The sequence below is a fragment of the Rhizobium cerradonense genome, assembly GCF_030182455.1.
Lineage (GTDB): Bacteria > Pseudomonadota > Alphaproteobacteria > Rhizobiales > Rhizobiaceae > Rhizobium.
The window spans coordinates 50,273-72,045 of record NZ_JAQJCK010000011.1 but is presented as its reverse complement, the minus strand read 5'-3'; the positions used below and the strand labels follow the sequence as shown (position 1 = coordinate 72,045).

Genomic DNA, 21,773 nt, shown 5'->3' with positions numbered 1-21,773 from the left:
CTTAGATCAGATGTCTATGGATCGAGAACGTGATGACGTCACTTCCATCCATTCGTGCAATACAGTCGTTCGTCGCAGCCGGCAGAAAGGGTTCATTTCTCGAGGCTGCTGCTCAGCTGCAGCTTACTCCGTCGGCGATCAGCCACCAAATCAGGCTGATGGAAGACGACCTTGGGGAAAAACTCTTTCACCGCATTGGAAGGAACGTGTCGCTCACCGAGATTGGCGAGCGATACCACCGTGATCTTTCAGAAGCGCTTTCGATGATTGAGCAGGCGACCGATGAGGTGTGCCGGCGCAACAGCGTCGACGTCCTGAGCGTCGGCTGTGCTTCAAGTCTGGCTTCGCTATGGCTTATGCCAAGATTGCCTCGGTTCGAAGAATTGTATCCCTCGATCGAAATCAGGCTTCTGTCTACATCGGATCCTGCAAAATTGTCCGATGGCTCGGTCGATGTCGATATCTGCTACGGCAGCGCTCCTCGACTGGGCTCTATCGCGGCGGAGGAGTTCCCCCTTGAGACAATCGTCGTAGCCTGCTCTCCCGAGGTGGCGAATGGCGAGCGGCCCATACGCAAGCCATCGGATCTGGTGGGCCACACCTTAATCAAGTCGGAGCAGACGCTTTACAGCTGGCAACAATGGGCGAAGGACCACGGCTTGGCGATTGACGTCAATCGCGGCGCTCGATTTCGCGATGCGTTTATGGCGATTGCGACCGCTGTCGAAGGACGCGGCGTGTGCCTGGAGAGCTACCGGCTTCTTGAACGGGATGTGGAAAGAGGTAACCTCGTCCTTCCGTTCGGGATGACAGGCCCCAACCTTCGTTGCCACACGCTCACATATGTCCGCTCGCGGCTCAGATCAGAAAAGGTCAACGCGTTCAAGCAATGGCTCGAAAACGTATGGCTTGAAGACACTGCCTCGGCTGAAATGCGGGCGCGAGGCTGATCGAACCTCTGACGGGCAGCAAGATCGTCCGGCGTTCTTTGAAACGCCGAGACAGCAATATGCGTGATGCCCAACCTTCTCTTAGCCATGCCTCGAGATTTTTTGAAGTTTTTGCGATTGCGAGGCGAGCGGCCACCGAGCACGATATGCGCCGTCTACTGTCCTTCTCACCAGTCTCTGCGCTGACGACTTCAAGGCCATAGCTGTAGGACCGTGTCAGATCGCGCTCCCGGCGGCGCTATCCGCGAGTTAAGAGCCCGCAAGTCTATGGCTGTCAGACACGACGAGCAGGCAAAGCTGTCGCGAAGAGATCAACTGAGACTGGCAGCTCTCAGACAATCTGGATTGATATTAAGAGCGAATGCCTCCATATGTAGAGAATGATTTAGCGCGGCGTGAGCCGATTACAGGTGTTGGCGGGCGATGCAGACGGACCTACAGATATCCAGACAAAGTGCGACTTTGCGCGTAAAAGTTGAGGAGACTCTGCGTCAGGCGATAGCCAGTGGGCGATTTAAGCCCGGCCAGCGACTGGTAGAGCGAGAACTTTGCGAAATGCTGGGCGTCGGCAGGACCTCGGTTCGCGAGGCAATGCGACAGCTCGAAGCTGAAGGCATCATCACAAGCTATCCCCATAAGGGGCCGGTCGTCAGTACGATCACTTACGAGGAAGCGCAGCAACTCTATACTGTTCGGGCTCTTCTTGAAGGATTCGCGGGTCAGCAGTTCGCTGAGCATGGCACTGCCGCGGACATAGCGAAACTTCAAGCCGCAGTGGTCGAATTCGAAGCCGCTGCCGAAAGTGGCGTCGGTGCGCGCCTCATAGATGCGAAAAACGCGTTTTACAACTGTTTGATGGACGGCAGCAAAAACGTGTTCGTAAGGCAAATGCTGACAGCTCTGCATAATCGGATAAATCTCCTTCGAATGACAACCATGACGCAACCGGGACGGCTTGCGCATAGCATTGCCGAAATTAGGGATATTGCGAACGCAATCCAGAATCGCAACGGGCCGTTGGCGGCGGCGGCCTGCAAATTCCATATCGACCAGGCTGCCAAGGTCGCACTTGAATACCTCCGGAAGAACGCAGCGCCAGAAACTTAAAATTTCGATTGACAGATTGTCTGATAATCTTTTTAATCCTCTCTGAAGGAAGGCGGGTTTCATTGCTCGCACGCGTCCGGAGGAAAAAATGCCATCGACACTCAACGCAACGCGCGTGGCCTTTATAGGGCTGGGCGCGATGGGCCAACCTATGGCTCAACATCTCATTTCGGCGGGCTTCGATGTCGTCGGTTTCGACCTCTCGGAAGACGCCAAGATAAAGCTCGCTGATGCGGGCGGGCGAGCCGCCGAAACGATTTCTGACGCCATGGTCGGGGCCAGTTTCGTGATCACCATGCTTCCGAACGGCAAGATCGTGCGCGAGGCGCTGCTGGCCGAAAACGCCTGTGGCGGCCTGAAGCAGAATGCCGTCGTCATAGACATGAGTTCGTCTGCTCCAAACGACACAAGGGAACTCGGTCTCGAACTTGCTTCTCGTGGCCTTCGGCTGGTTGACGCCCCGGTCTCCGGAGGCGTCAAGCGCGCCGTTTCCGGCACCTTGACAATCATGGCCGGTGGGGAGGATGCTGATATCGAGGAGGCCGAGCCGCTGCTGAAGGCAGTGGGACAACAGGTGTTCCGGACGGGGCCAGTTGGCTCGGGTCACGCGATGAAAGCGATTAACAACTTCGTATCCGGTGCAGGTGTGCTGGCGGCGATCGAGGGTGTCCTTCTTGGACGTGCCTTCGGCCTGGAGCCGGCGACGATCGTCGATATTCTCAACTCGTCGTCTGGAAAGAACAACGCCACCGAAGTGAAGATGAAGCAGTTCATCCTCTCTGAGACGTTCGGGTCGGGATTTGCCATTGGCCTGATGGCCAAGGATATCCGCATCGCCGCCGATCTCGCCAAGACGCTTGGTCTTCGCCTCGATGCTCTCGCCAGCACGGCAGACGCCTGGGATGCTGCACAGAAGGCGCTAGGCCCATCCGAGGACCACACCCGCATCATCCGATACGTCGAAGATCACAATTAGCCCCGGAAACTCGCGAATTCGGGCGAAACAGACAGATTGTCGGACAATCAGTTGATCTTGTCATAGACAGTAAAGCTAGGAGCGTTGTCGAATGACCGCCACGAAAGAAACGAAAGTGAAAACACACGGCAAGGAGCGGCCTGTCCCTTCGAAACAGTTCGCTCAAGGGCTGGCGACGCGTCGTGAAGTCATGGGCGATGCCTATGTCGACGCAGCACTCGGTAAGGCGACCGACTTCACCTGGCCTATGCAGCAGCTCGTCACTGAGTATTGCTGGAACGAGATCTGGAATCGACCAGGCCTCGACAGGCGCGCGCGGTCCATTCTGAACCTTGGCATGATCTCCGTTCTCAATCGTCCGCATGAGCTCAAGGGGCACGTGCGCGGCGCGATCAACAACGGCCTCACCAAGGAGGAAATCCAGGAGATTTTCCTGCAGGTCGCGATCTACGCCGGCGTACCGGCGGGCATCGACAGCTTCCGAAACGCCCAGGAGGTCTTCAACGAAATGGGCATCTGAAGCCGCCGCCGCTGGGCGTGGCGGAAAATTTTGAAAGGCGTGGATCGGCCGCGCCGTTTTAACCAGGGAGGAGCCGAACTTGGCCATCGATCTCGAGAAGTTCAAAAAACTGGCGCTGGAGGACTTCGAGTTCAAGCGCGAAACCCGTTATCTCAACGGCATTATCAAATGCGATTTTCCTAGCCGCAGCGTCGCACTCCACTTCGAAGACGGCAAGATGGTGAAGGTCGAAGAAGCCGCCTACGACGACGAGAAGTGCAAGATCGTCATCCGGGGCACGGGTGAACAGTGGGACGCGCTTCTCCAGAAGAAGCCGCGGCCGTTTTATCAGTGCCTGCAGTCGTCAAACATCAAACACGGTCTGTTCCTTAGCAACAATAACGAAACCTTCGCGTATCTCCCTGCGCTCAATCGCATGACGAACCTGATGCGCGAAGCCCGCCCGGAAGGAGTAGCAGCATGACCAGGCATGATCCAATCACGGGCCGTTACGTCTACCTGACGATCGAAGGCATCGAATATCGCGTCTATTACGAGGAAGCCGGAGAGGGCATTCCCTTGCTTGTCGGTCATACGGCGGGCTCCGACGGCCGCCAGTACCGCCACACGCTCTGCGACGAAGACGTGACCAAGAACTTCCGCGTCATCGCGTTCGACTTGCCCTATCACGGGAAGTCTCTTCCTCCACACGGCGTTCGCTGGTGGGAGAAAGAGTACAACATGACCAAGAAGTTCATGATGGATTTCCAACTGGAACTCTCTAAAGCCCTTGGTCTGGACCGCCCCGTTTATATGGGTAGCTCGATGGGCGGACATCTTGCTATCGATCTGGCGTCGAATTACCCCGACAACTTCCGCGCTACCATCTCCGTCGAAGGGGCACTGCGCTCGGCTGCCGAATATGTCGATGTCGGCATGGCAGGCATTCGGAAAGAATTCGACAACCCAAACGTGAACCGCACCTCCATCGGCGCGGCCATGATGCTCAATATCTCGCCCTACTCACCAGAAGCCAATGTCCGCGAAATCCAGTGGGAATATAGCTGCGGCGGTCCGGGCGTCTTCGCAGGTGACCTCTATTACTACTACTACGACCACAATGTCTCACCCGAAGAGGCGAGCAAGATCGATACGTCGAAGTGCATGCTGTACTTCCTGACGGGCGAATACGATCCGAATACCTCCCCGGCCGACACCAAGATCGCCGCCGATCTCGTCAAGGGCAGCAAGTTCTGGACGATGGAGAAGCTCGGTCATTTCCCGGTCACCGAAGACTACACCGAGTTCAGAAAATACCTGCTGCCGATCCTCGAGGAAATCCGGCAGGCATCCGCAACCAGGGCGAAAGTCGCCTGAAACAATCTCTTGGGAGGAGCATCCAATGAGACGGAGTTTAACCGGAACCATGGGGGCGCTGATCGCGGTCAGCGCCCTGACGACCACGGCCTGGGCTGACGGCGTCGACCAGCTCCCCGCCAACGAGAAGAAAATCTACGAGGTCGTCGACCCGCAGGTTCCGCTCGGAGCGAGTGCCTACAAGGACTTCAAACCGAAGAAGGGACCGCCCTGGAAGATCGGCTACGCCAGTAGCTATGCCGGCAATACGTGGCGCGCAGCGGCCCTCGATGCCGTCATGAATGACCTCTTGCCGCGCTCCAAAAAAGCGGGGCTCGTATCTGAAGTCGTGGTCACCCAGTCCGACCTCAAGGACGCCGTCCAGATCCAGCAGATGCGCCAGATGGTTGATGATGGTGTTGATGCCATCATCATCTGCTGCTCGAACGTCACCGCTCTCAACCAGACGATTGAGTACGCCTATAAGGCAGGCGTTCCTGTCTTCTCGTTTTCAGGATACGTGACGTCGCCTTACGCGATCAACGGCGCTGCCAATCACGCGCAGGGCGGGGGCCAGATGGCCACCTGGCTCGCAGACAAGATCGGCAAGAAAGGCAACGTGCTTCTCGTGTCGGGCATCCCTGGCTTCGCCTCATCCGACAGCTTCGACAAGGCCGCCAAAGACGCGCTGGCAAAGTATCCCGACATCAAGATTGTCGGCGAAGTGGCTGGCAAGTGGACCGACCAGGTAGCACAGGTCGAGGTGCAGAAATTTCTGGCGACGAACCCCATCCAGATTGACGGTATTCTGACACAGGGCGCGCAGGAGAACGGCGTGTTGAACGCCATGCTCCAGTCGGGCCGCGACATGGTGCCGATTACGCTGGGCGGCGAGGCTTCGGCGGCATGTTACTGGCGCAAGAATCCGGAATGGATTGATGCCGGCTTCCATATCTGGCCGCCGCGCCGCGAGATGCAGCAGATGTGGGAGATCATGCTCCGCACGCTCGAAGGGCAGGGGCCAAAGGTGCAGTCCTTCCTGCGCCCAGTCCTGCCGTTCACAATCGATGACGTTCGCGCTGCGATCCCCGAGGATTGCGATTTGAACTCGACTGATTTCGTCGAACCGAAGGCGGACGGATGGTTCCCAAGTGCGATTGCCGACCAGTACTTCGAGCGTCCTGCCGATCCCTGGAAGCCGGTAGCCCAGTAAGCCGGATCCGCCCGGTGGCTTAACCGCCGGGCGGGACCTTGGATGATCGTAAAAGCCGCCTTGGCGGACGTTGCGGGTGGGAGGTCTGCGATGGGCAGCGAGATAACAGTCAGAATGATAGATGTCGCCAAGGCGTTCGGGGAGACGAGGGCACTCAAGAAGTGCGACTTCGAGGCCCGCGCCGGAGAGGTGCACGCCATCGTCGGCGAGAACGGCAGCGGCAAGAGCACGATGACCAAGATCATGTCGGGCGTTTTGCATCCGGACGCAGGCAAAGTCACGATCCTGGGTGAAAAGGTTGCCTCGCCCGTCGACGCCAAGCGGGTCGGCCTGACCACCATCTTCCAGGAAGTCCTGGTTGCCGACGAGGCCAGCGTGTTCGAGAACCTCTATGTCGGTCGTGACGGTGTCTTTCGTTCGCAGTCGACCGGCGATCGGCGGACAGAAGCGGCTGAAATCGTGGCGCGGCTCGTCGGAAAACCCGTAGACCTCGATCAGCTGGCAGGCAGCCTCCCACTCAGCATCAAACAGTGGATCGTCATCGCCCGGGCTATCCTTCGCAAGCCGCAGGTGCTGATTCTCGACGAATCTTCGGCCGCGCTCGACCTCGACTCGACCCTCCGGCTCCATGCGGAAATCGACCGCCTTCGTGCCGAGGGCGCGACGATCCTCATCGTCACCCACCGGATCGCCGAACTCGTGCGTATCGCCGACCGTGCGACGATCCTGCGTGATGGGATAACTGTCGGTACGCTCGGAAAGGACGAGATTACCGAGGAAAACCTGCTGTCCATGATGACGCCGGCAGATCGGCGCGCCAGCGATGCGACAGAATACGCCTCCCGAATGAAGGCGCTCTCGGCCCCTCTAATACTAACTGCGACAGGTCTCGCCGCGCACCGGTCGGCGCGCCTGTTCGATTTCGACCTTCCCAAGGGGAGCATCGTCGGCGTAGCCGGGCTTGATGGGCAGGGGCAGGACGCTTTTATCCGCGCCTTGGCCGGCATCATCCAGCCGTTCGGTGGCGAGGTGAAGGTCCGCTCGGTGGATACGGACAAGATGGTCCCGCTGCGATCGCTCGACGATGCTGCAAACCTCGGTGTTTCCTACGTCTCCGGGGACCGCAAGCGCGAGGGTATTTTCCCGCAACAAAGCATCTTCGAAAACCTCGCCATCGGTGTCTACAGGAAGAAGCTCGGCCCCCTGGGTGTAATCCGCAAGCCCACGCTGAAACCGATGTTCAAGCGCGAGGTGGATCGTCTGCGCATCAAGATCGGCAGCCCGTCGAACAGGATCACCTCACTGTCGGGTGGCAACCAACAGAAGGTGCTCATCGGGCGCGCCTTCGCAAACGATCCCCAAGTCATCCTCCTGAATGACCCCGCCCGCGGCGTCGATCTCGGCACCAAGCGCGACCTCTACCGCGAACTCCGCCTGTTTGCTGAAAAAGGCGGCAGTGTCATCTACCTGTCGACTGAGATCGAGGAGTTCATCGGGTTTGCCGATCGCGTCGACGTGTTCTTTGGGGGAACGTTGTTTCGATCCCTGACCGGCGAGGAAATCGCCGAGGCACCAATCCTCGCCGCTATGTTCGGGAAAGCCCGGGACGCTTCCGTTGATTTCGATCTGGAAAGGACCGCATGATGTCTGCAACCGCTTTCCGTCAAGTCACGCAGGACCGCTCGCTGTACGTTCCGGCCGGGCTTTTCCTTGTCCTCCTTTGCGCCGTCGCCTTCCGTGGCCAAGGTCTGTTCACGAACAATGGTCTGGCCGGAGCCATTCTGGTTGCAACGCCGCTGATCCTCACCGCGCTCGCGATAACACCGATCGTCATGGCGGGCCGCGGAGCCGTGGACCTTTCCGTCGGACCGCTGATGGGCTTCATCAACGTCACGCTCATTACGTGGCTGGTCGGCAACGGCATCACGCACCCTGTCGCCATCATTGCCTGGGCGGTGGGATTGGGAGCGGCGTTCCAGTTGGTGCAAGCGCTCGTGATCATCTACGTGCGCGTCGCGCCCATCATCGTCACGCTCTCCGGTTTCCTCGTTCTGTCGGGCGTCAACCTGATGGTCATGTCGCGTCCCGGCGGTGTCGCTCCAGACTGGATGCTAAGCTGGGGCGCGGGAACGAGCGTATTTTCGCCTGTCCTGTTGCTTCTGCTCGGCGCTTTCGCAATCTGGGGCGTCCTGAGGGGCACGATGTTTTACCGCAACCTGCGGATGACAGGCGCTGACGAGCGGATGGCCTATACCAGCGGTGTGCAGGTCGACGTCGTGCGCATCATCGCCCATATGGTCGGCGGCGTTTTTGCCGGGCTCGCCGCATTGAGCTACACCGCGCTGATCTCATCCGGCGACCCGACCCAGGGCAGCACCTACACGCTGCAAGCAGTCACGGCGCTGGTCCTTGGTGGCGCCAGTCTCTCCGGGGGGCGCGGCGGTGCGCTCGGCTCGACGCTCGGCGCGATCAACATGTTCCTCATCTCGTATCTTCTGTCCACTTTCAACTTCGGTACGGTTTCGGGCTTCGTTACGCAAATGGCCTTTGGCCTGATCCTCGTTGGATCACTTCTCGTGAACGTCTTCGTCATCAGCCGCCGCACTGTCGCGTGAGGGAGTAAGGAAATGATCTCCACTGTCTTGAACACAGAAATCGGCGCGGCCCGTGGCGCCAGCCCTTTGCGCAAGCACAAGAGTATTTCGATCGGCTTTTGTCTCCTTGCATGTCTGCTCATTCTTGGAGCGCTGCTCGTGCCGGGCTTCGTGTCGCCGCAGAACGCGCGATCGATCCTCCTGCTCGCCGCCTTCCTGGGGCTGGCGTCTGTCGGGCAGACGCTCTGCGCGCTCGTTGGAGCGCTGGATCTTTCCATCCCATACATCATCGGTGGCGCCAATATCCTGCTTCCAAGCCTCATGGTGGCGGGTCTTCCGGCGCCCGTCGCCATGATCGTCGTGCTCGTCCTTGGCACTTTGGTCGGGGCTTGCAACGGCGCCCTCAGCTTCCGGCTGCAGGGTCAGGCGCTGATCATGTCGCTCGGCCTGGGTTTCGCGGCCGTCGGGGCGGTCCAGATCTACACCTCGCTCGGATCGCAGTTCGGCGGTACCGTCTTTGCGCCCGTCCCCGGATGGCTTCGCAACCTTTCGGCGTTCAACGGCAAGTTCTTCGGTCTGCCGTTTCCACCGGTTATCGTCATATGGGCTTTCATCGCCGTCGCCCTGGGCTGGATAATGCACAACACCTGGTTTGGCCGGAGCCTCTATGCTGTTGGCGGGAGCCGCACGGCCGCCGCCCGCCTCGGAATCTCGGAATTCAAGATCTGGACAGTGATCCACAGCGTCAGCGGGGCGATGTCGGCACTCACCGGAATGCTGCTCCTCGGTTTCTCCGGCGGCGGTTTCGTCGGGGTCGGTGATCCCTATCTGTTCACCACCGTGGCGGCGGTCGTTATCGGCGGAACATCTCTTCTAGGTGGTGCCGGCGGGTATGGAGCGACGGTCCTCGGCGTCCTCGTGCTTACTGTCCTGACCTCGCTTCTCGTCGGCCTGGGGCTCAGTTTCCCGGCACAACAGGCCGTCGTAGGGCTGCTGATCGTCCCCATGGTCGCGATCTACGCCCGCTCACCACACATCCGTAATCAGATTTGAACGTTGCATCGAAAGGAATATCAATGGCTATCTCCACCGCTCTACTGGATCGCCTGAAAGACCCCTCCCTGGTACGCGAGGAAATGCTGGTAGGAGGCGACTGGCGAAAAGAGGGCGCGAGCGGCAAGACGATCCAGGTCCACAATCCCTCGACTGGGGACGTGATTGCGAGCCTCCCGAGCGCAGGACTCCAGGACGTCCGCGAAGCCATCGACGTCGCCAAACTCGCCCAGAAAAAGTGGGCCGCACGATCGGGCAAGGAACGTGCCGGCGTCATGCGGAAGTTCTTCGACCTCGTCACGGCCAACACCGAGGACCTCGCGATCATCCTGACGTCCGAGATGGGCAAGCCTCTGGCCGAGGCACGCGGCGAGATCGCCTACGGCGCTTCCTACATTGAATGGTTCGGGGAAGAAGCCAAGCGTGTTTACGGGGACACCATTCCGGGGCATCAGGCCGACAAGCGCCTAGTAGTCATCAAACAGCCCGTCGGCGTGGTGGCGGCCATCGCGCCCTGGAACTTTCCTTCCGCCATGGTCTGCCGCAAGATCGCCCCGGCGCTGGCATCCGGCTGCGCCATCATCTTCAAGCCGGCCGCCGAAACCCCATTGTCGGCCCTTGCTCTTGCCATCCTCGCTGAGCGTGCGGGAATACCCGGCGGCCTGTTCAGCGTCCTGCCGACAGACAACGCCCGGATGTTCGGTGAAGAAGTCTGCTCGAACCCCGTCGTCAAGAAGCTGACCTTCACAGGGTCTACCGAGGTCGGGCGCATCCTGATGGCGCAGGGCGCACAAAAGATCATGAAGCTCAGCCTCGAACTCGGCGGCAACGCTCCCTTCATCGTCTTCGACGATGCCGACCTCGACGAGGCCGTGGAAGGAGCGATGCTGTCCAAGTTCCGCAATGCCGGCCAGACCTGCGTTTGCGCCAACCGTCTCTACGTCCAGAGCGGGGTTTACGACCGCTTCATAGAAAAACTGGCGGCGCGGGTTTCTGCGCTCAAGGTCCTTGACGGGTTCGAGGATGGAGCCACCATCGGTCCGCTGATCAACGAGGATGCAGTAGCGAAGCTCTACAGCCACATCGATGACGCTGTCGGTAAGGGTGCGAAGGTCGTTGTCGGCGGTGCAAGGGACGAGCGTGGTGGCACCTTCGTCCAGCCGACGCTTCTCTCGGAAGCCACAAAGGAAATGAAGGTCGCACGAGAGGAGACCTTTGCGCCGCTCGCCCCGGTCTTCAGGTTCGAAACGACAGACGAGGTCATTGAACTGGCCAACGACACCGAGTTCGGTCTCGCTGCCTACTTCTACGCCAACGACCTTCGAAATGTCTGGAAGGTTACGGAGGCCCTGGAGTACGGGATGGTCGGCGTCAACACCGGCCTGATCTCGACGGAGGTGGCACCGTTCGGCGGCGTCAAGCAGTCGGGGTTCGGCCGCGAGGGCTCAAAATACGGCATGGATGACTTCCTTTCGATGAAATACGTCTGCATGGGCGGCATACAGTCGTAGTCCAACGGTTGGTGGCGCGTCTTAAGGCTCGCCACCCGCAATGTTTTAGCTGGTCACGGAGGCCCGATGACACATTCTGCAGTAGGCGGGGAAACTCTTGGTCAAGACCGCGCCGACAGCCTTCAAAAAGAGGCGGTCGACCGCGAGCAGGACCCGGCCGATCACGCTGCCCAGGCGAACGTCGAGGGCAGAACGGCAATGGAACGTCGGAACGTGCGGAGAGAGGCAGGCGCTAGACTCACCTTTGTGCTGGGTCTGTCTGCTTAAGGCTCGCGTTGACGCAACGTCTGATGACCCATCTCGATAGTTTCGTAGGTATTTTTCGACGGGACGAGGACAGCGCGCCACCGGCCGCTCGCTGGCAAGATCATCACCGGTTGTCTGGCATTTTCCTGGTGGCACGTTGACGCAAGGCGCACGTGTCGGGACGCTCGTGCCTGCCCGCCCCAGTGCTCTTATGACTAAAGGGCAGCATCAGTTGAACCTCACTTCACATTTGCAGATTCTGCAATGGCTTGCGGCCGTCAACTGCCGCAAGGCCCTGATGCGGCGGTCACAGATCGCCGAGAAACTGCGCCGTCGCAGACTAATATTTTGACCTGGAAGAGCTCACTCTCGTTACCGCGACTTGGTCGCGTTGCAATGATGAAACGGTGTTGCGCCTCACACCTGCGTTCCAGAGTGTCCGGGCGAGACCGTGACGACCACGGCCCCGCCGGACGTTGCCTTGGGAGGCTGACTTCTGGACAATGTTCGTGACGAGAGCTTAGTGCTTCATGCGCAGGATCGGCTTGATGACCTTGCCGCTCTCGGAATCGGCCATTGCCTCGTTGATCTGGTTGAGATCGTAGAACTGGACGAGCTTGTCGAACGGGAACCGTCCCTGCTGCCAGTATTCGATGAGCTCGGGTATGAATTTGGAGGGAATGCTCTGGCCTTCGACCACACCGACGAGCGTACGGCCGAACAGAAAGTTGCCGATATCGACGATCCCTTCCGTTCCGAGTGCGGACGATCCGACCAGTCCACAGGTTCCTGGGGTGCCGAGGCAATCGACCGCTTGGCGAAACACCTTCGGCGAGCTCGTGCATTCGAGACTGAAGTCTGCGCCTTCGGGAATGATTTCCCTGATTGCCTTGACGCTATCCCCATTTCGGGCGTTTATGATGTGGGTTGCACCCAGTTCAATCGCCAGTTCGAGACGTTCATCGTTAAGGTCGATCACGATGATGGTCGAGCATCCGGCGATCTTCGCCGCCATTACGGCTGCCATGCCGACCGCACCCGCGCCGAACACTGCAATGGAAGATCCCGGTTGGGGCTTGAGGCAGTTGAGAACCGCTCCGGCGCCCGTTTGCAGCCCGCAGCCCAGCGGTCCCATGAGTTCGAGCGGAACATCTTTGGAAACCTTGACCGCATTGCGCTCGCTGGCGATGGCGTAGGTGGCGAAAGAAGACTGCTCGAAGAAGCACCCGCTGATCTGGGTACCGTGTGAATCATGTAGCGGGCAACTGCCATCCGGCCGGGTGCCACGGAAATTTCTGCCGAAAAAGTCTTCACAATAATAAGGCGTGCCTCCCCGGCACTTCTCGCATTTCCCGCAATATGCGTAGCTTAGAGCCACGTGGTCACCGGGCGAAAGCCCTTTTACATCGGCCCCGACCACTTCCACGACGCCGGAGCCTTCATGGCCGAGAACCACGGGCTGCGGTACGTCATATCCTTGGTCGCGAACAACCATGTCGGTGTGGCAGACACCGCTCGCCACGATCCGGACGAGGATTTCGTCGGGGCGAGGTTGATCGATCCCGATGCACTCCAGAACAAGAGGCTTTGCCTTTTCGCGCGAAATTGCAGCGTATGCTTCTTTCATAAAATGACTCCTTCAGTGCGCGCTCGGCCGGTGGGTGACACTTGTAGGAGTTAGCAGACAATCAGTCAATTATCTTTAGTGAACGAAATGCTCGCTGGGGCCATGCCAGCGCGCTACACGACACATAAAGAAACAAAGCAATGTAATATCAATTGCTTCCTCAGGGCAATGCGGCCGACTAGATCTTGGTCCGAATTGGGGGCTGTCTGAAAACTGGAATTCACCTGACAGATTGACTGAGTCTGACGTGACGTTCATCGAACGCTCCGGCTGACGGTGGTGCCCATATTTCCTGCCTCGCAGCCTCGTTTTCCGGGCAATGGTAGCGATCATGGCGCCAAACTTCCTTTTCATGAACCTCGCTGGCGAGGCGCGGTCTCCTCTGTTTCCTCTTGCGCGCTCTTGGGGTGAGGTGACGGACGGTTGCTTTGTCTTATTGCTATATCGAACCGAGCCGCAATAAAAGAATAACTAAATCAGCGTGATAACACAGACGACACGTCGAAAAGCCGAAATTCAAGATAGTTTATTGACAGATTGTCTGCTTATTCATAATGATGCGATCTGCCGTTTGGGGAGAATTCGGCGATGGCTGGAAGATAACGGCGCTCCAGGTCGCAGACAAAATGGCCGCGTTGGGTGGCAAGAGGAGGAGACTTCTGATGAAAAGACGTACATTCCTGCAGACGGGCAGTGCCTTGATTGCAGCGGGCGCGTTCGGAATACCGGGCATCCTGCGGGCAGACGATACGATCGCCCTGCTGCCCGACACTTGGCCGTCCGAAGGGGAAAACCCCGTCGTCGAAGCTGGTAAGTTCGCCAAGGCAGGTCCCTGGAAGATCGGTCACAGCCACTATGGCCTGGCCGGTTCAACGCACACCTATCAGACCGCGTTCGAAGCCGAATACGAGATTAGCAGGAACAAGGCCCGTGTCGCCGACTATCAATTCCGAAGCGCCGACCTCAACGCCTCAAAACAGGTCGCCGACATCGAAGATCTGATCGCACAAAAAGTCGATGCAATCATCATTGCGCCGCTTACAACAGGCTCGGCCGTGGAAGGCATCAGGAAGGCAAAGGCCGCCGGCATTCCGACGGTCGTCTATCTCGGTCGCGTCGACACCGAGGATTTCACGGTGCAGGTCCAGGGCGACGACTTCTATTTCGGTCGGGTGATGGCTCAGTTCCTGGTCGACAAACTAGGCAACAAGGGAAAAGTGTGGGTGCTGCGCGGCGTCGCCGGGCATCCGATCGATGCTGATCGTTACGCCGGGGCGATGGAAGTCTTCAGCAAGTCCGGTCTCCAAATCACCTCAACCCAGCACGGCAGCTGGTCCTACGAGGACTCAAAGAAGATCGCCGAAAGCCTCTATCTCTCTGATCCCGATGTCGCCGGGGTCTGGACTGACGGCGCAAATATGTCGCTCGGGGTCCTGGACGCGCTGCAGGAAGCCGGGGCTTCCACCATTCCACCGATCACGGGAGAAGCCCTGAACGGATGGATGCGTCGTTGGAATGATGAAAAGCTCTCTTCGATTGGGCCCATTTGCCCTCCGGCTCTTTCGACGGCAGCCCTGCGGGCGTCCTTCGCGCTTCTCGAAGGCAAGCCGATCCAGCGCAACTGGACCAACCGGCCCAAGCCGATCGTCGACGAAAATCTTGCACAGTTTTACCGCTCCGATCTCACGGACGCTTACTGGGCCCCGACAGAAATGCCGAATGAGAAGCTCCTCGAGTACTTCAAGGCCTGACGCATGGAGGGCGCGGACAAAGCGCGCCGTCTTCACCCTCGCAGATGGAAGTGTTCATGAGTATGCTTGTCGAGATGGTCAGCATCAACAAGTCCTTTGGTGCGACCAAAGTCCTGTCGAATGTTCAATTTTCGCTTGAACGCGGCTCCGTCCACGCGTTGATGGGCGAGAACGGGGCGGGAAAATCCACGCTGATGCGAATTCTGGCCGGCGTCTATCAACAGACCGCTGGACGCATCCGTCTGCGAGGAGAAGAGGTGACCTTCCGGTCCCCCAAGGAAGCGCGTCTCGCCGGGGTGTCGACAGTGTTTCAGGAGTTCACCCTGATCCCCAATCTCACGGTCGCCGAAAACATGTTTCTTGGACACGAACCGCGGCGTGCCGATGGGTCGATAGACACCGCCGAGGTCGTCGAGCGATCCCGCAAGCTGCTTGCCGACGTTTTCCCTCAACTGGACGCGACGGCGATTGTGGAAACGCTGACGGTTGCCCAGCAGCAGGCAGTGGAAATCGCCAAAGGCCTGACATCCAATGCCGATGTCTTCATTTTCGATGAACCGACCGCGGCACTAAACTCAACGGACGTCGCTCATCTCTTCAAGGTCATCCGCGATCTGAAGGCGCAAAACAAGGCTGTCGTCTACATCTCGCATCGGATGAACGAGGTGTTCGAACTGTGCGACACCATCACCGTCATGAAGGACGGGGCTTGGGTAAAGACAGCCAGGGCAGAAGACTTTAATCTCCAAACGCTCGTGGCAACCATGGTTGGACGCGAACTTCAGAGTTTCTTTCCGCCGAGGGCACAGGCCATTGGATCGCCGATGCTCGTCGTGGCAGGGCTTCGTCTCAATGACCATGGCCCGCCAGTCGGTTTTTCCGTACGCACGGGCGAGATCATCGGGCTCGCCGGGCTGGAGGGCCAGGGGCAGCGTGAAATCATGCGTGCGGTCGTCGGGGTCGAACCCGCCGCAGCTGCGAGCGTCCAGCGTCGCCGCGACGACAGCATGATCGATGTGAACGTATCCTCAGGCTTTTCGAGTGCCATCTCAGCGGGCATTGGTTTCATTCCTGAAGACCGCAAGCAGGAAGGCCTGTTTCTTCGGCTTCCGATCTACGACAACATCGCACTTGGCAAGCAGTTGAACCGGAACATGGCGAGCGTTGCATGGCGTTCCATCTCCAGGGTTCACGATGTCATAAAGTCGCTCCGTGTTGCGGCTGCCGACCCCGCCTCGCCCGTCGGCAAACTTTCGGGTGGAAACCAGCAAAAGGTGCTTCTGTGCCGCTGGCTGCTTTCGGGGGTCGATATCCTTGTCATCGAGGAGCCGACACGGGGCGTCGATGTCGGCGCGAAAGCGGAAATCTACAAGCTGCTTCGCGATTTTGCCGATCGTGGCGGTGCAGTGATCGTCTCGTCGCGCGAGCACGCCGAACTGATCGGGCTGTGTGACAACATCCTGGTCGTTCACGACAAAAAGATCGTCGGGCAGATGCCCGCGCTCGATGCCACAGAGGAAACCATCCTGGGAACCGCACTAGGTTCGAACTTCGCGCACGATCCGCGCGCCGCTGTTCATTGAGGAGGATACATGAATACCATCGCAAACTTCCTGAAGACTCCTTACCGGGCGGGTGCGATCCGGCTGTCGATCGGGACGCTATTCGTGCTGGTGGTCGCCTCGGTCATCCTGCTTCCAGAATTTCTGGCGCCGGAGAATCTGTCGAACCTGCTGGCCCAATCTACTGTTCTTGTCATTTCTGCGCTCGGCCAGACCTTTGTGATCCTGACGGGCGGCCTGGACGTTTCCGTTGGTTCGATCATCAGCGTGACGACCACGATCATGACACTCGACATGCCAGAGGTTGTCCGTGTCGTGCTTTGCATTGCGGTTGCGATCGCATTCGGACTGGCCAACGGATACGGCGTAGCCAGGCTTAACGTCCACCCGATCATCATGACCCTGGCAACCATGGGGATCGGCCAGGGACTGGCGCTTATCATTCTCCCGATCCCCGGCGGGAAGGTGCCTGATTGGCTGTCGGCGTCAGTCGCGGGTTCGGTCGGGCCCGTGCCAAACTCGCTGCTCTGGCTGATCGCCGCCACCGTCGTTGCTGCCTGGATGCTTTATCGCAGGCCGTTTGGCCTTTACCTGTTCGCTTCGGGGGGTAACGATTTCAATGCCCGCATGAATGGCGTCCCGGTCGAGCGCACAGTCATTAAAGCCTACATCCTGTCGGCGCTATTTGCTTGTGCTGCCGGGATGTTCCTCGCGGGCCGCCTTGCCTCGGGCGATCCCAAGGGGGGTGCTACCTTCGGAATTGAATCCGTTACCGCAGCAGCGCTCGGGGGTGTTCACCTAGCTGGCGGTATCGGTAGCATCCTCGGCACTGTCGCCGGCGCGGCTATCCTCGGCATCGTCAACAACGTGATGAACCTCGCCAACGTCTCGGCATTCCTCCAGTCGGTCGTGAAGGGCCTTCTGCTGCTGGCACTCGTCGTTTCGCAGCGTCGCAAAACGATCGGACTTTGAAAGAGATGGACCTCTCGATGACCACAGCAGATGCGAAAATTGAGACGCCATCCCGCACTCTCACCGCCAAGCGCACACTTTCCTGGGTGCTCGGCTTGCCCCCGGCATATTACGTGCTCGCAATCCTGATCGCTTTGGCCCCCGCGGTAAGTGCGACGCTGATCAATCCGAACTATTGGTTCGTGATCCTGAAACAGTCAGCGCCGCTCGGGATCGCGGTGCTGGCGCAATCTCTTGTCATGCGGGTGCGTTCTATTGATCTCTCGGTCAGTGGCGTGTTTGCTTTTTCGATCTATCTCGCCAGCTCCGGGCTCCTCAACAGTTACCCGCCCTTCGTCACGGTCCTGATGACGATCGTCATCGGCCTTGCCGTCGGTCTGATCAACGGCGCCCTCGTGGCCTATGTCCGCGCCTCCGCGGTCATCGCGACGCTGAGCGTATCGGCGATCCTCATCGGGATCGTCCAGTTCATGAGTTCCGGCCGTGCACCGGGTTCGACACCAAGCTGGCTTCGCGTCCTGACGAGCGGGAACATCTACGGCCTGTCTTACTCCGTTATCGTCTGGATCGGGATTTCCGTGGTCGTCGCACTAGCGTTCCGCTTCCTGATCCTCGGGCGCTACTTCCGCGCTGTCGGCGACAATCCGAGGGCGGCGGAGATAACAGGCATACCTCTGGCTCGAACGATTTTTGTCTCGCATACGCTGGCGGGCACGCTGACGGGCATCGCCGCCCTGGTTCAGGTGTCTGCGCTGGCCGTTGGAACGATCAAGCCCGGCTTCGACACCTTCATGAACGCTCTCGCCGCGACGATTCTCGGTGGGGTGACGTTCGGCGTCGACCGCGGCGGCGTCGCGGGGCCTTTCGTGGCGGTCGTCGCCTTCAGTTTCCTATTTGCGATGTTGACCGTGTTCGGCATCCAGGAGCCCGGCAAGCTTATCGTCCAGGGCGGGATCATCGCTCTTGCGGCGATCATTTACGGCGCACGTGTCGGTCGCGTCTAGCCCGCACAGGATGCCAGACAGGTCATTCCCGGTGTCAACGCGGGAGAATGCAGGAGAAAAGCATGGTGAAGATAACGGCGGCTGTGGCCGTAAAACCGAAAGCTCCGCTGGAGTTTCGTGAACTTGAGCTGGCGGATCCCGAAGGCAATGAAATTCTTGTGCGAACGGTCGCGACGGGCATCTGCCATACGGACCTGTTGCTCCGTGATGGGATTTTTGGGCCTCCCGCCCCGGTCATACCGGGACATGAAGGTGTTGGCATCGTCGAAGCCATCGGGGCGGACGTCCAGGGTTTAAGAGTGGGCGACCACGTTGCGCTCAGCCAGAGTTCATGTGGCTTCTGCGGCGATTGCCGGCGCTCTCACCCGATGAACTGCCAGAACTACACCCAGTACAATCTGACGGGGCTTCGTCCGAACGGCAAAAAGGCCTTGCTTTGTGATGAAGTCGGCATCGGCAGCAACTTTGTCGGCCAGTCATCCTTCGCGACCCACATCCTGGCGACTGAGAACAACGCCGCGCAGCTTCCCAAGGATTTCGACCTGACGAATGCGGCCCCGCTCGGTTGCGGCATGGCAACGGGGGCAGGTACCGTCATCAACGCCATGAAGCCGGAGATCGGACAAACCATTGCCGTGTTCGGCGCCGGAGCAGTGGGCATGGCTGCGGTGATGGCCGCCAAGGTCCGGCGGTGCAGCAAGATCATCATCATCGACCTGAACGAGCAGCGTTTGGCGATGGCCAAGACGTTGGGCGCGACCCATGCTATCAACGGCAGGGACCCAGACGTCGTGGAGCAGATCCACGCCTTGACGGGCGGCGGTGCCGATTTTGCGATCGATGCCGTGGGTATCATTCCCGTCATCCTGAATACGATCAAATGCACGCGGGCAGGGGGCCATGTCGTCCTCCTCGGGCTCGACGCGCTCGGCAAGGATATTCCAATCCCGCTGGACCTCATGGTCTTCAACCGGAAAATTCAGGGTGCCATCCTCGGAGACCAGATCCCCCAGCTCTTCATTCCCCAACTGGTCGAGCTGAACCAGGCCGGCCTATTCCCGTTCCAGAAGCTGATCACAAAGTATCCGTTCGAGAAAATCAACGAGGCCGTCGCCGATGCCGAAGCTGGCCGCGTGATCAAGCCCGTCATCGTCTTCAATTAGGAGCTTCCCACATGCCATCGAGCAAGTCCGACGAACAGCATCTCATTGTTGAGTTTAAAACATCGACGCGTAACCGGGACCGTGTCAACACACTGCTCCAGGAGTTTGTCGGCCCTGCCCGCGAGGAAGAGGGCTGCCTCTACTACAATCTCTACCAGCGCTCCGACGAGCCGAATACGTTCTTCATTCTCGATGGTTGGGCAAACGAGGAGGCAGCCGCGCGTCACGGAGAATCTCCGAACGTCAAGCGTGTTCTCGAACCGTTGCTTCCGTTGCTGGAAAGCCCCCCTTCCATCATTGTGAGCAGTCGCATCAGCGACTGAGCTTGCGATTGTGCAACACCGAAAGACGCGCTTGATCCGAGGCGGGTTTTTTCCAAAGGCTCGCGGGAGGACGAAATGGAGCATCGAGTTGTCATCGTGGGAGGCGGTTTCGCCGGCCTCCAATTGGCCAAGGATCTCAAATGTCCAAACCTCTCGATCACGATCATCGACAGACGCAATCATCACCTGTTCCAGCCGCTGCTCTATCAGGTCGCCACGACCGTCCTGGCGACCTCCGAGATTGCCTGGCCCATTCGCGCAGTATTTCGTGGAAGGAAAGATGTCACGACGCTTCTTGGCGAGGTCGTGGGCGTCGATGTCGAGAAGCGGCTCGTCTCGCTCAAGGGCGGCCATGCCATTCCCTACGATACCCTTGTTCTCGCAACGGGGGCCCGTCACGCGTATTTCGGCCGGGATGAATGGGAGCCCTTCGCGCCCGGACTGAAGGCGTTGGAAGACGCCACCACGATCCGCCGTCGCCTTCTCCTGGCGTTCGAAAAAGCGGAGCTGGAAACCGATCCCCAAGCGCGGGCGGGGCTGCTGACCTTCTCGATAATCGGCGCCGGGCCGACAGGCGTCGAAATGGCCGGGATCATCGCCGAACTGGCTCGAAGGACGCTTGTCGAGGAATTCAGAAACATCGATACGACTTCGGCGCGCATTCTTCTTGTAGAGGCAGGGCCGCGTATTCTGCCTGTTTTTCATTTGGCGTTATCGCAATACGCCGAGCGATCCCTTGCGTCGATGGGCGTCGAGGTTCGCACGGGAAGGCCCGTGACCGACTGCACCGAGGAAGGCATATCGATTGGGGACGAGTTTGTCCCGAGCCGCACGGTCATATGGGCGGCGGGCGTGCAGGCATCCAAGGCCGCCGTGTGGGTGGGGGCGGAGACGGATCGAGCGGGGCGTGCTATCGTGCAGCCCGACCTCACGGTCTTCGAACACCCGGACATCTTCGTTGTCGGCGATACCGCTAGCGTTAAGACCGGCGAGGGAATGCTGGTTCCTGGTATCGCGCCCGCCGCAAAGCAGCAGGGAAAATACGTCGCCCAAGTGATCAAGGCCCGCCTCAAACAGCGCTCAGCGCCGCCTGCCTTCAAGTACAGGCATCTTGGCAATCTTGCGACCATAGGACCAAGCTCCGCGGTGATCGATTTCGGCAGGCTGAGGCTCAAGGGCACCATCGCCTGGTGGATCTGGGGCCTTGCCCACATCTACTTTTTGATCGGAACAAGGAGCCGTATGGCGGTCGCGCTAAGCTGGCTTTGGGCATTTACCTCCGGCCACCACTCTGCTCGCCTCATTACCCAGAAGGAGACGCTTAAGGACGAGGTCTAGCCGCAGGGGCTGCAAACGATATTCTTCAGCTTAGAACCCAGCTTGTACAGCCGGCGGTCAAAGTCAATGCCCCGTCTGCCGATCATGACCGCTCTGAAGCGCAACCCAGAGCCGATTGGCCGGTGGTCAGTTGAGTTCAAGCAACGAATTTTGGCCTTCCCGTCTATGAGTATCAACTAAATTCCTAACGCCTCGATCGAGTACGAGATGGTAGTTCGACAATGACAACATGGAACCTTTGTCCTCTCCAGATGGCATCCTTGCGATGGCTGGCACGAGGGAAGACGATTGCTGTGATTGCCCAAATAGAGGGCAGGAGAGTAGACGATATCGAGCGCTGCTTGAACGATGCCTTGTTGCTGCTCGGAGTGGAGACCCTTGACGACGCTTTTCGAAAGATCGAAATAGCTCGCTGTGACCGAACTTAAAGCGATTTTAGCGCATTGACGGTATTTGGAATTGCCCGAGGGCGATTGTTCCATAATAGAACTTATCTGATTTTTGTTAATAGATTGATTTAAAAGAATA

At 58.9% G+C, this 21,773-nt stretch carries 19 protein-coding genes; 18 read left to right on the top strand and 1 reads right to left on the bottom strand.

The window, feature by feature from the left end:
- Positions 1-32 precede the first annotated feature (32 nt).
- From PH547_RS22620 to PH547_RS22570, 11 genes are all read left to right on the top strand, one after another.
- A complete protein-coding gene (locus tag PH547_RS22620) occupies positions 33-950 on the top strand; it encodes a LysR substrate-binding domain-containing protein (protein ID WP_013984691.1) in 918 nt (305 codons plus the stop codon).
- A gap of 423 nt (positions 951-1,373) precedes the next feature.
- Positions 1,374-2,057, top strand: coding sequence for a GntR family transcriptional regulator (locus PH547_RS22615; RefSeq protein WP_013984692.1), 684 nt, complete (start codon positions 1,374-1,376; stop codon positions 2,055-2,057).
- Between the two features lie 88 nt (positions 2,058-2,145).
- Entirely contained in the window at positions 2,146-3,033 is an 888-nt protein-coding gene (locus PH547_RS22610; protein ID WP_037155965.1) for an NAD(P)-dependent oxidoreductase, read from the top strand.
- A gap of 91 nt (positions 3,034-3,124) precedes the next feature.
- Positions 3,125-3,553, top strand: coding sequence for a carboxymuconolactone decarboxylase family protein (locus tag PH547_RS22605; RefSeq protein ID WP_004129705.1), 429 nt, complete (start codon positions 3,125-3,127; stop codon positions 3,551-3,553).
- A 79-nt stretch (positions 3,554-3,632) separates the two neighbouring features.
- On the top strand, positions 3,633-4,016 hold the full coding sequence (locus PH547_RS22600; RefSeq protein WP_004129699.1) for a hypothetical protein: 384 nt from the start codon (positions 3,633-3,635) through the stop codon (positions 4,014-4,016).
- Complete coding sequence (locus PH547_RS22595) at positions 4,013-4,909, top strand: alpha/beta fold hydrolase (protein ID WP_004129697.1); 897 nt, start codon at positions 4,013-4,015, stop codon at positions 4,907-4,909. Before PH547_RS22600 ends, PH547_RS22595 begins: the two co-directional genes overlap by 4 nt.
- A 25-nt stretch (positions 4,910-4,934) precedes the next feature.
- On the top strand, positions 4,935-6,101 hold the full coding sequence (locus PH547_RS22590; RefSeq protein WP_004129694.1) for an ABC transporter substrate-binding protein: 1,167 nt from the start codon (positions 4,935-4,937) through the stop codon (positions 6,099-6,101).
- Between the two features lie 90 nt (positions 6,102-6,191).
- Positions 6,192-7,745, top strand: a complete 1,554-nt coding sequence (locus PH547_RS22585; RefSeq protein ID WP_037155962.1) for a sugar ABC transporter ATP-binding protein — start codon at positions 6,192-6,194, stop codon at positions 7,743-7,745.
- Positions 7,742-8,716, top strand: coding sequence for an ABC transporter permease (locus PH547_RS22580; RefSeq protein ID WP_004129689.1), 975 nt, complete (start codon positions 7,742-7,744; stop codon positions 8,714-8,716). Before PH547_RS22585 ends, PH547_RS22580 begins: the two co-directional genes overlap by 4 nt.
- Positions 8,717-8,728: 12 nt before the next feature.
- Entirely contained in the window at positions 8,729-9,748 is a 1,020-nt protein-coding gene (locus PH547_RS22575) for an ABC transporter permease (RefSeq protein WP_004129685.1), read from the top strand.
- A gap of 23 nt (positions 9,749-9,771) precedes the next feature.
- A complete protein-coding gene (locus PH547_RS22570) occupies positions 9,772-11,259 on the top strand; it encodes an NAD-dependent succinate-semialdehyde dehydrogenase (protein WP_004129672.1) in 1,488 nt (495 codons plus the stop codon).
- Between the two features lie 766 nt (positions 11,260-12,025).
- Here the strand turns inward: PH547_RS22570 and PH547_RS22565 are convergent.
- Positions 12,026-13,132, bottom strand: a complete 1,107-nt coding sequence (locus PH547_RS22565; protein ID WP_004129670.1) for an NAD(P)-dependent alcohol dehydrogenase — start codon at positions 13,130-13,132, stop codon at positions 12,026-12,028.
- 662 nt (positions 13,133-13,794) lie between these two features.
- Here PH547_RS22565 and PH547_RS22560 point away from each other — a divergent pair.
- The 7 genes from PH547_RS22560 to PH547_RS22530 all read left to right on the top strand — a co-directional run bounded on the left by PH547_RS22560 (position 13,795) and on the right by PH547_RS22530 (position 21,245).
- Positions 13,795-14,883 carry an ABC transporter substrate-binding protein gene (locus PH547_RS22560; protein ID WP_004129668.1) on the top strand — a complete coding sequence of 363 codons (1,089 nt, stop codon included), beginning with the start codon at positions 13,795-13,797 and terminating at the stop codon, positions 14,881-14,883.
- 56 nt (positions 14,884-14,939) lie between these two features.
- On the top strand, positions 14,940-16,466 hold the full coding sequence (locus PH547_RS22555; protein WP_028753489.1) for a sugar ABC transporter ATP-binding protein: 1,527 nt from the start codon (positions 14,940-14,942) through the stop codon (positions 16,464-16,466).
- A 9-nt stretch (positions 16,467-16,475) separates the two neighbouring features.
- Positions 16,476-17,417 (top strand): ABC transporter permease, encoded by a 942-nt coding sequence (locus PH547_RS22550; RefSeq protein ID WP_004129665.1) that lies wholly within the window; start codon positions 16,476-16,478, stop codon positions 17,415-17,417.
- A 5-nt stretch (positions 17,418-17,422) separates the two neighbouring features.
- Positions 17,423-18,421, top strand: a complete 999-nt coding sequence (locus tag PH547_RS22545; protein ID WP_004129662.1) for an ABC transporter permease — start codon at positions 17,423-17,425, stop codon at positions 18,419-18,421.
- Between the two features lie 62 nt (positions 18,422-18,483).
- Positions 18,484-19,584, top strand: a complete 1,101-nt coding sequence (locus PH547_RS22540; RefSeq protein ID WP_004129660.1) for an NAD(P)-dependent alcohol dehydrogenase — start codon at positions 18,484-18,486, stop codon at positions 19,582-19,584.
- Between the two features lie 11 nt (positions 19,585-19,595).
- Positions 19,596-19,907 carry a putative quinol monooxygenase gene (locus tag PH547_RS22535; protein ID WP_037155958.1) on the top strand — a complete coding sequence of 104 codons (312 nt, stop codon included), beginning with the start codon at positions 19,596-19,598 and terminating at the stop codon, positions 19,905-19,907.
- A 75-nt stretch (positions 19,908-19,982) separates the two neighbouring features.
- Positions 19,983-21,245 carry an NAD(P)/FAD-dependent oxidoreductase gene (locus PH547_RS22530; RefSeq protein WP_004129653.1) on the top strand — a complete coding sequence of 421 codons (1,263 nt, stop codon included), beginning with the start codon at positions 19,983-19,985 and terminating at the stop codon, positions 21,243-21,245.
- Positions 21,246-21,773: the final 528 nt, after the last annotated feature.

What these genes read in the sequence shown, in the direction of transcription:
- PH547_RS22585 (WP_037155962.1), top strand. Translation starts at nt 6,192, where the DNA reads ATGGGCAGCGAGATAACAGTCAGAATGATAGATGTCGCCAAGGCGTTC.
- PH547_RS22595 (WP_004129697.1), top strand. Translation starts at nt 4,013, where the DNA reads ATGACCAGGCATGATCCAATCACGGGCCGTTACGTCTACCTGACGATC.
- PH547_RS22555 (WP_028753489.1), top strand. Translation starts at nt 14,940, where the DNA reads ATGAGTATGCTTGTCGAGATGGTCAGCATCAACAAGTCCTTTGGTGCG.
- PH547_RS22615 (WP_013984692.1), top strand. Translation starts at nt 1,374, where the DNA reads ATGCAGACGGACCTACAGATATCCAGACAAAGTGCGACTTTGCGCGTA.
- PH547_RS22550 (WP_004129665.1), top strand. Translation starts at nt 16,476, where the DNA reads ATGAATACCATCGCAAACTTCCTGAAGACTCCTTACCGGGCGGGTGCG.
- PH547_RS22575 (WP_004129685.1), top strand. Translation starts at nt 8,729, where the DNA reads ATGATCTCCACTGTCTTGAACACAGAAATCGGCGCGGCCCGTGGCGCC.
- PH547_RS22535 (WP_037155958.1), top strand. Translation starts at nt 19,596, where the DNA reads ATGCCATCGAGCAAGTCCGACGAACAGCATCTCATTGTTGAGTTTAAA.
- PH547_RS22570 (WP_004129672.1), top strand. Translation starts at nt 9,772, where the DNA reads ATGGCTATCTCCACCGCTCTACTGGATCGCCTGAAAGACCCCTCCCTG.
- PH547_RS22530 (WP_004129653.1), top strand. Translation starts at nt 19,983, where the DNA reads ATGGAGCATCGAGTTGTCATCGTGGGAGGCGGTTTCGCCGGCCTCCAA.
- PH547_RS22580 (WP_004129689.1), top strand. Translation starts at nt 7,742, where the DNA reads ATGATGTCTGCAACCGCTTTCCGTCAAGTCACGCAGGACCGCTCGCTG.
- PH547_RS22605 (WP_004129705.1), top strand. Translation starts at nt 3,125, where the DNA reads ATGACCGCCACGAAAGAAACGAAAGTGAAAACACACGGCAAGGAGCGG.
- PH547_RS22610 (WP_037155965.1), top strand. Translation starts at nt 2,146, where the DNA reads ATGCCATCGACACTCAACGCAACGCGCGTGGCCTTTATAGGGCTGGGC.
- PH547_RS22590 (WP_004129694.1), top strand. Translation starts at nt 4,935, where the DNA reads ATGAGACGGAGTTTAACCGGAACCATGGGGGCGCTGATCGCGGTCAGC.
- PH547_RS22545 (WP_004129662.1), top strand. Translation starts at nt 17,423, where the DNA reads ATGGACCTCTCGATGACCACAGCAGATGCGAAAATTGAGACGCCATCC.
- PH547_RS22540 (WP_004129660.1), top strand. Translation starts at nt 18,484, where the DNA reads ATGGTGAAGATAACGGCGGCTGTGGCCGTAAAACCGAAAGCTCCGCTG.
- PH547_RS22620 (WP_013984691.1), top strand. Translation starts at nt 33, where the DNA reads ATGACGTCACTTCCATCCATTCGTGCAATACAGTCGTTCGTCGCAGCC.
- PH547_RS22560 (WP_004129668.1), top strand. Translation starts at nt 13,795, where the DNA reads ATGAAAAGACGTACATTCCTGCAGACGGGCAGTGCCTTGATTGCAGCG.
- PH547_RS22565 (WP_004129670.1), bottom strand. Translation starts at nt 13,132, where the DNA reads ATGAAAGAAGCATACGCTGCAATTTCGCGCGAAAAGGCAAAGCCTCTT.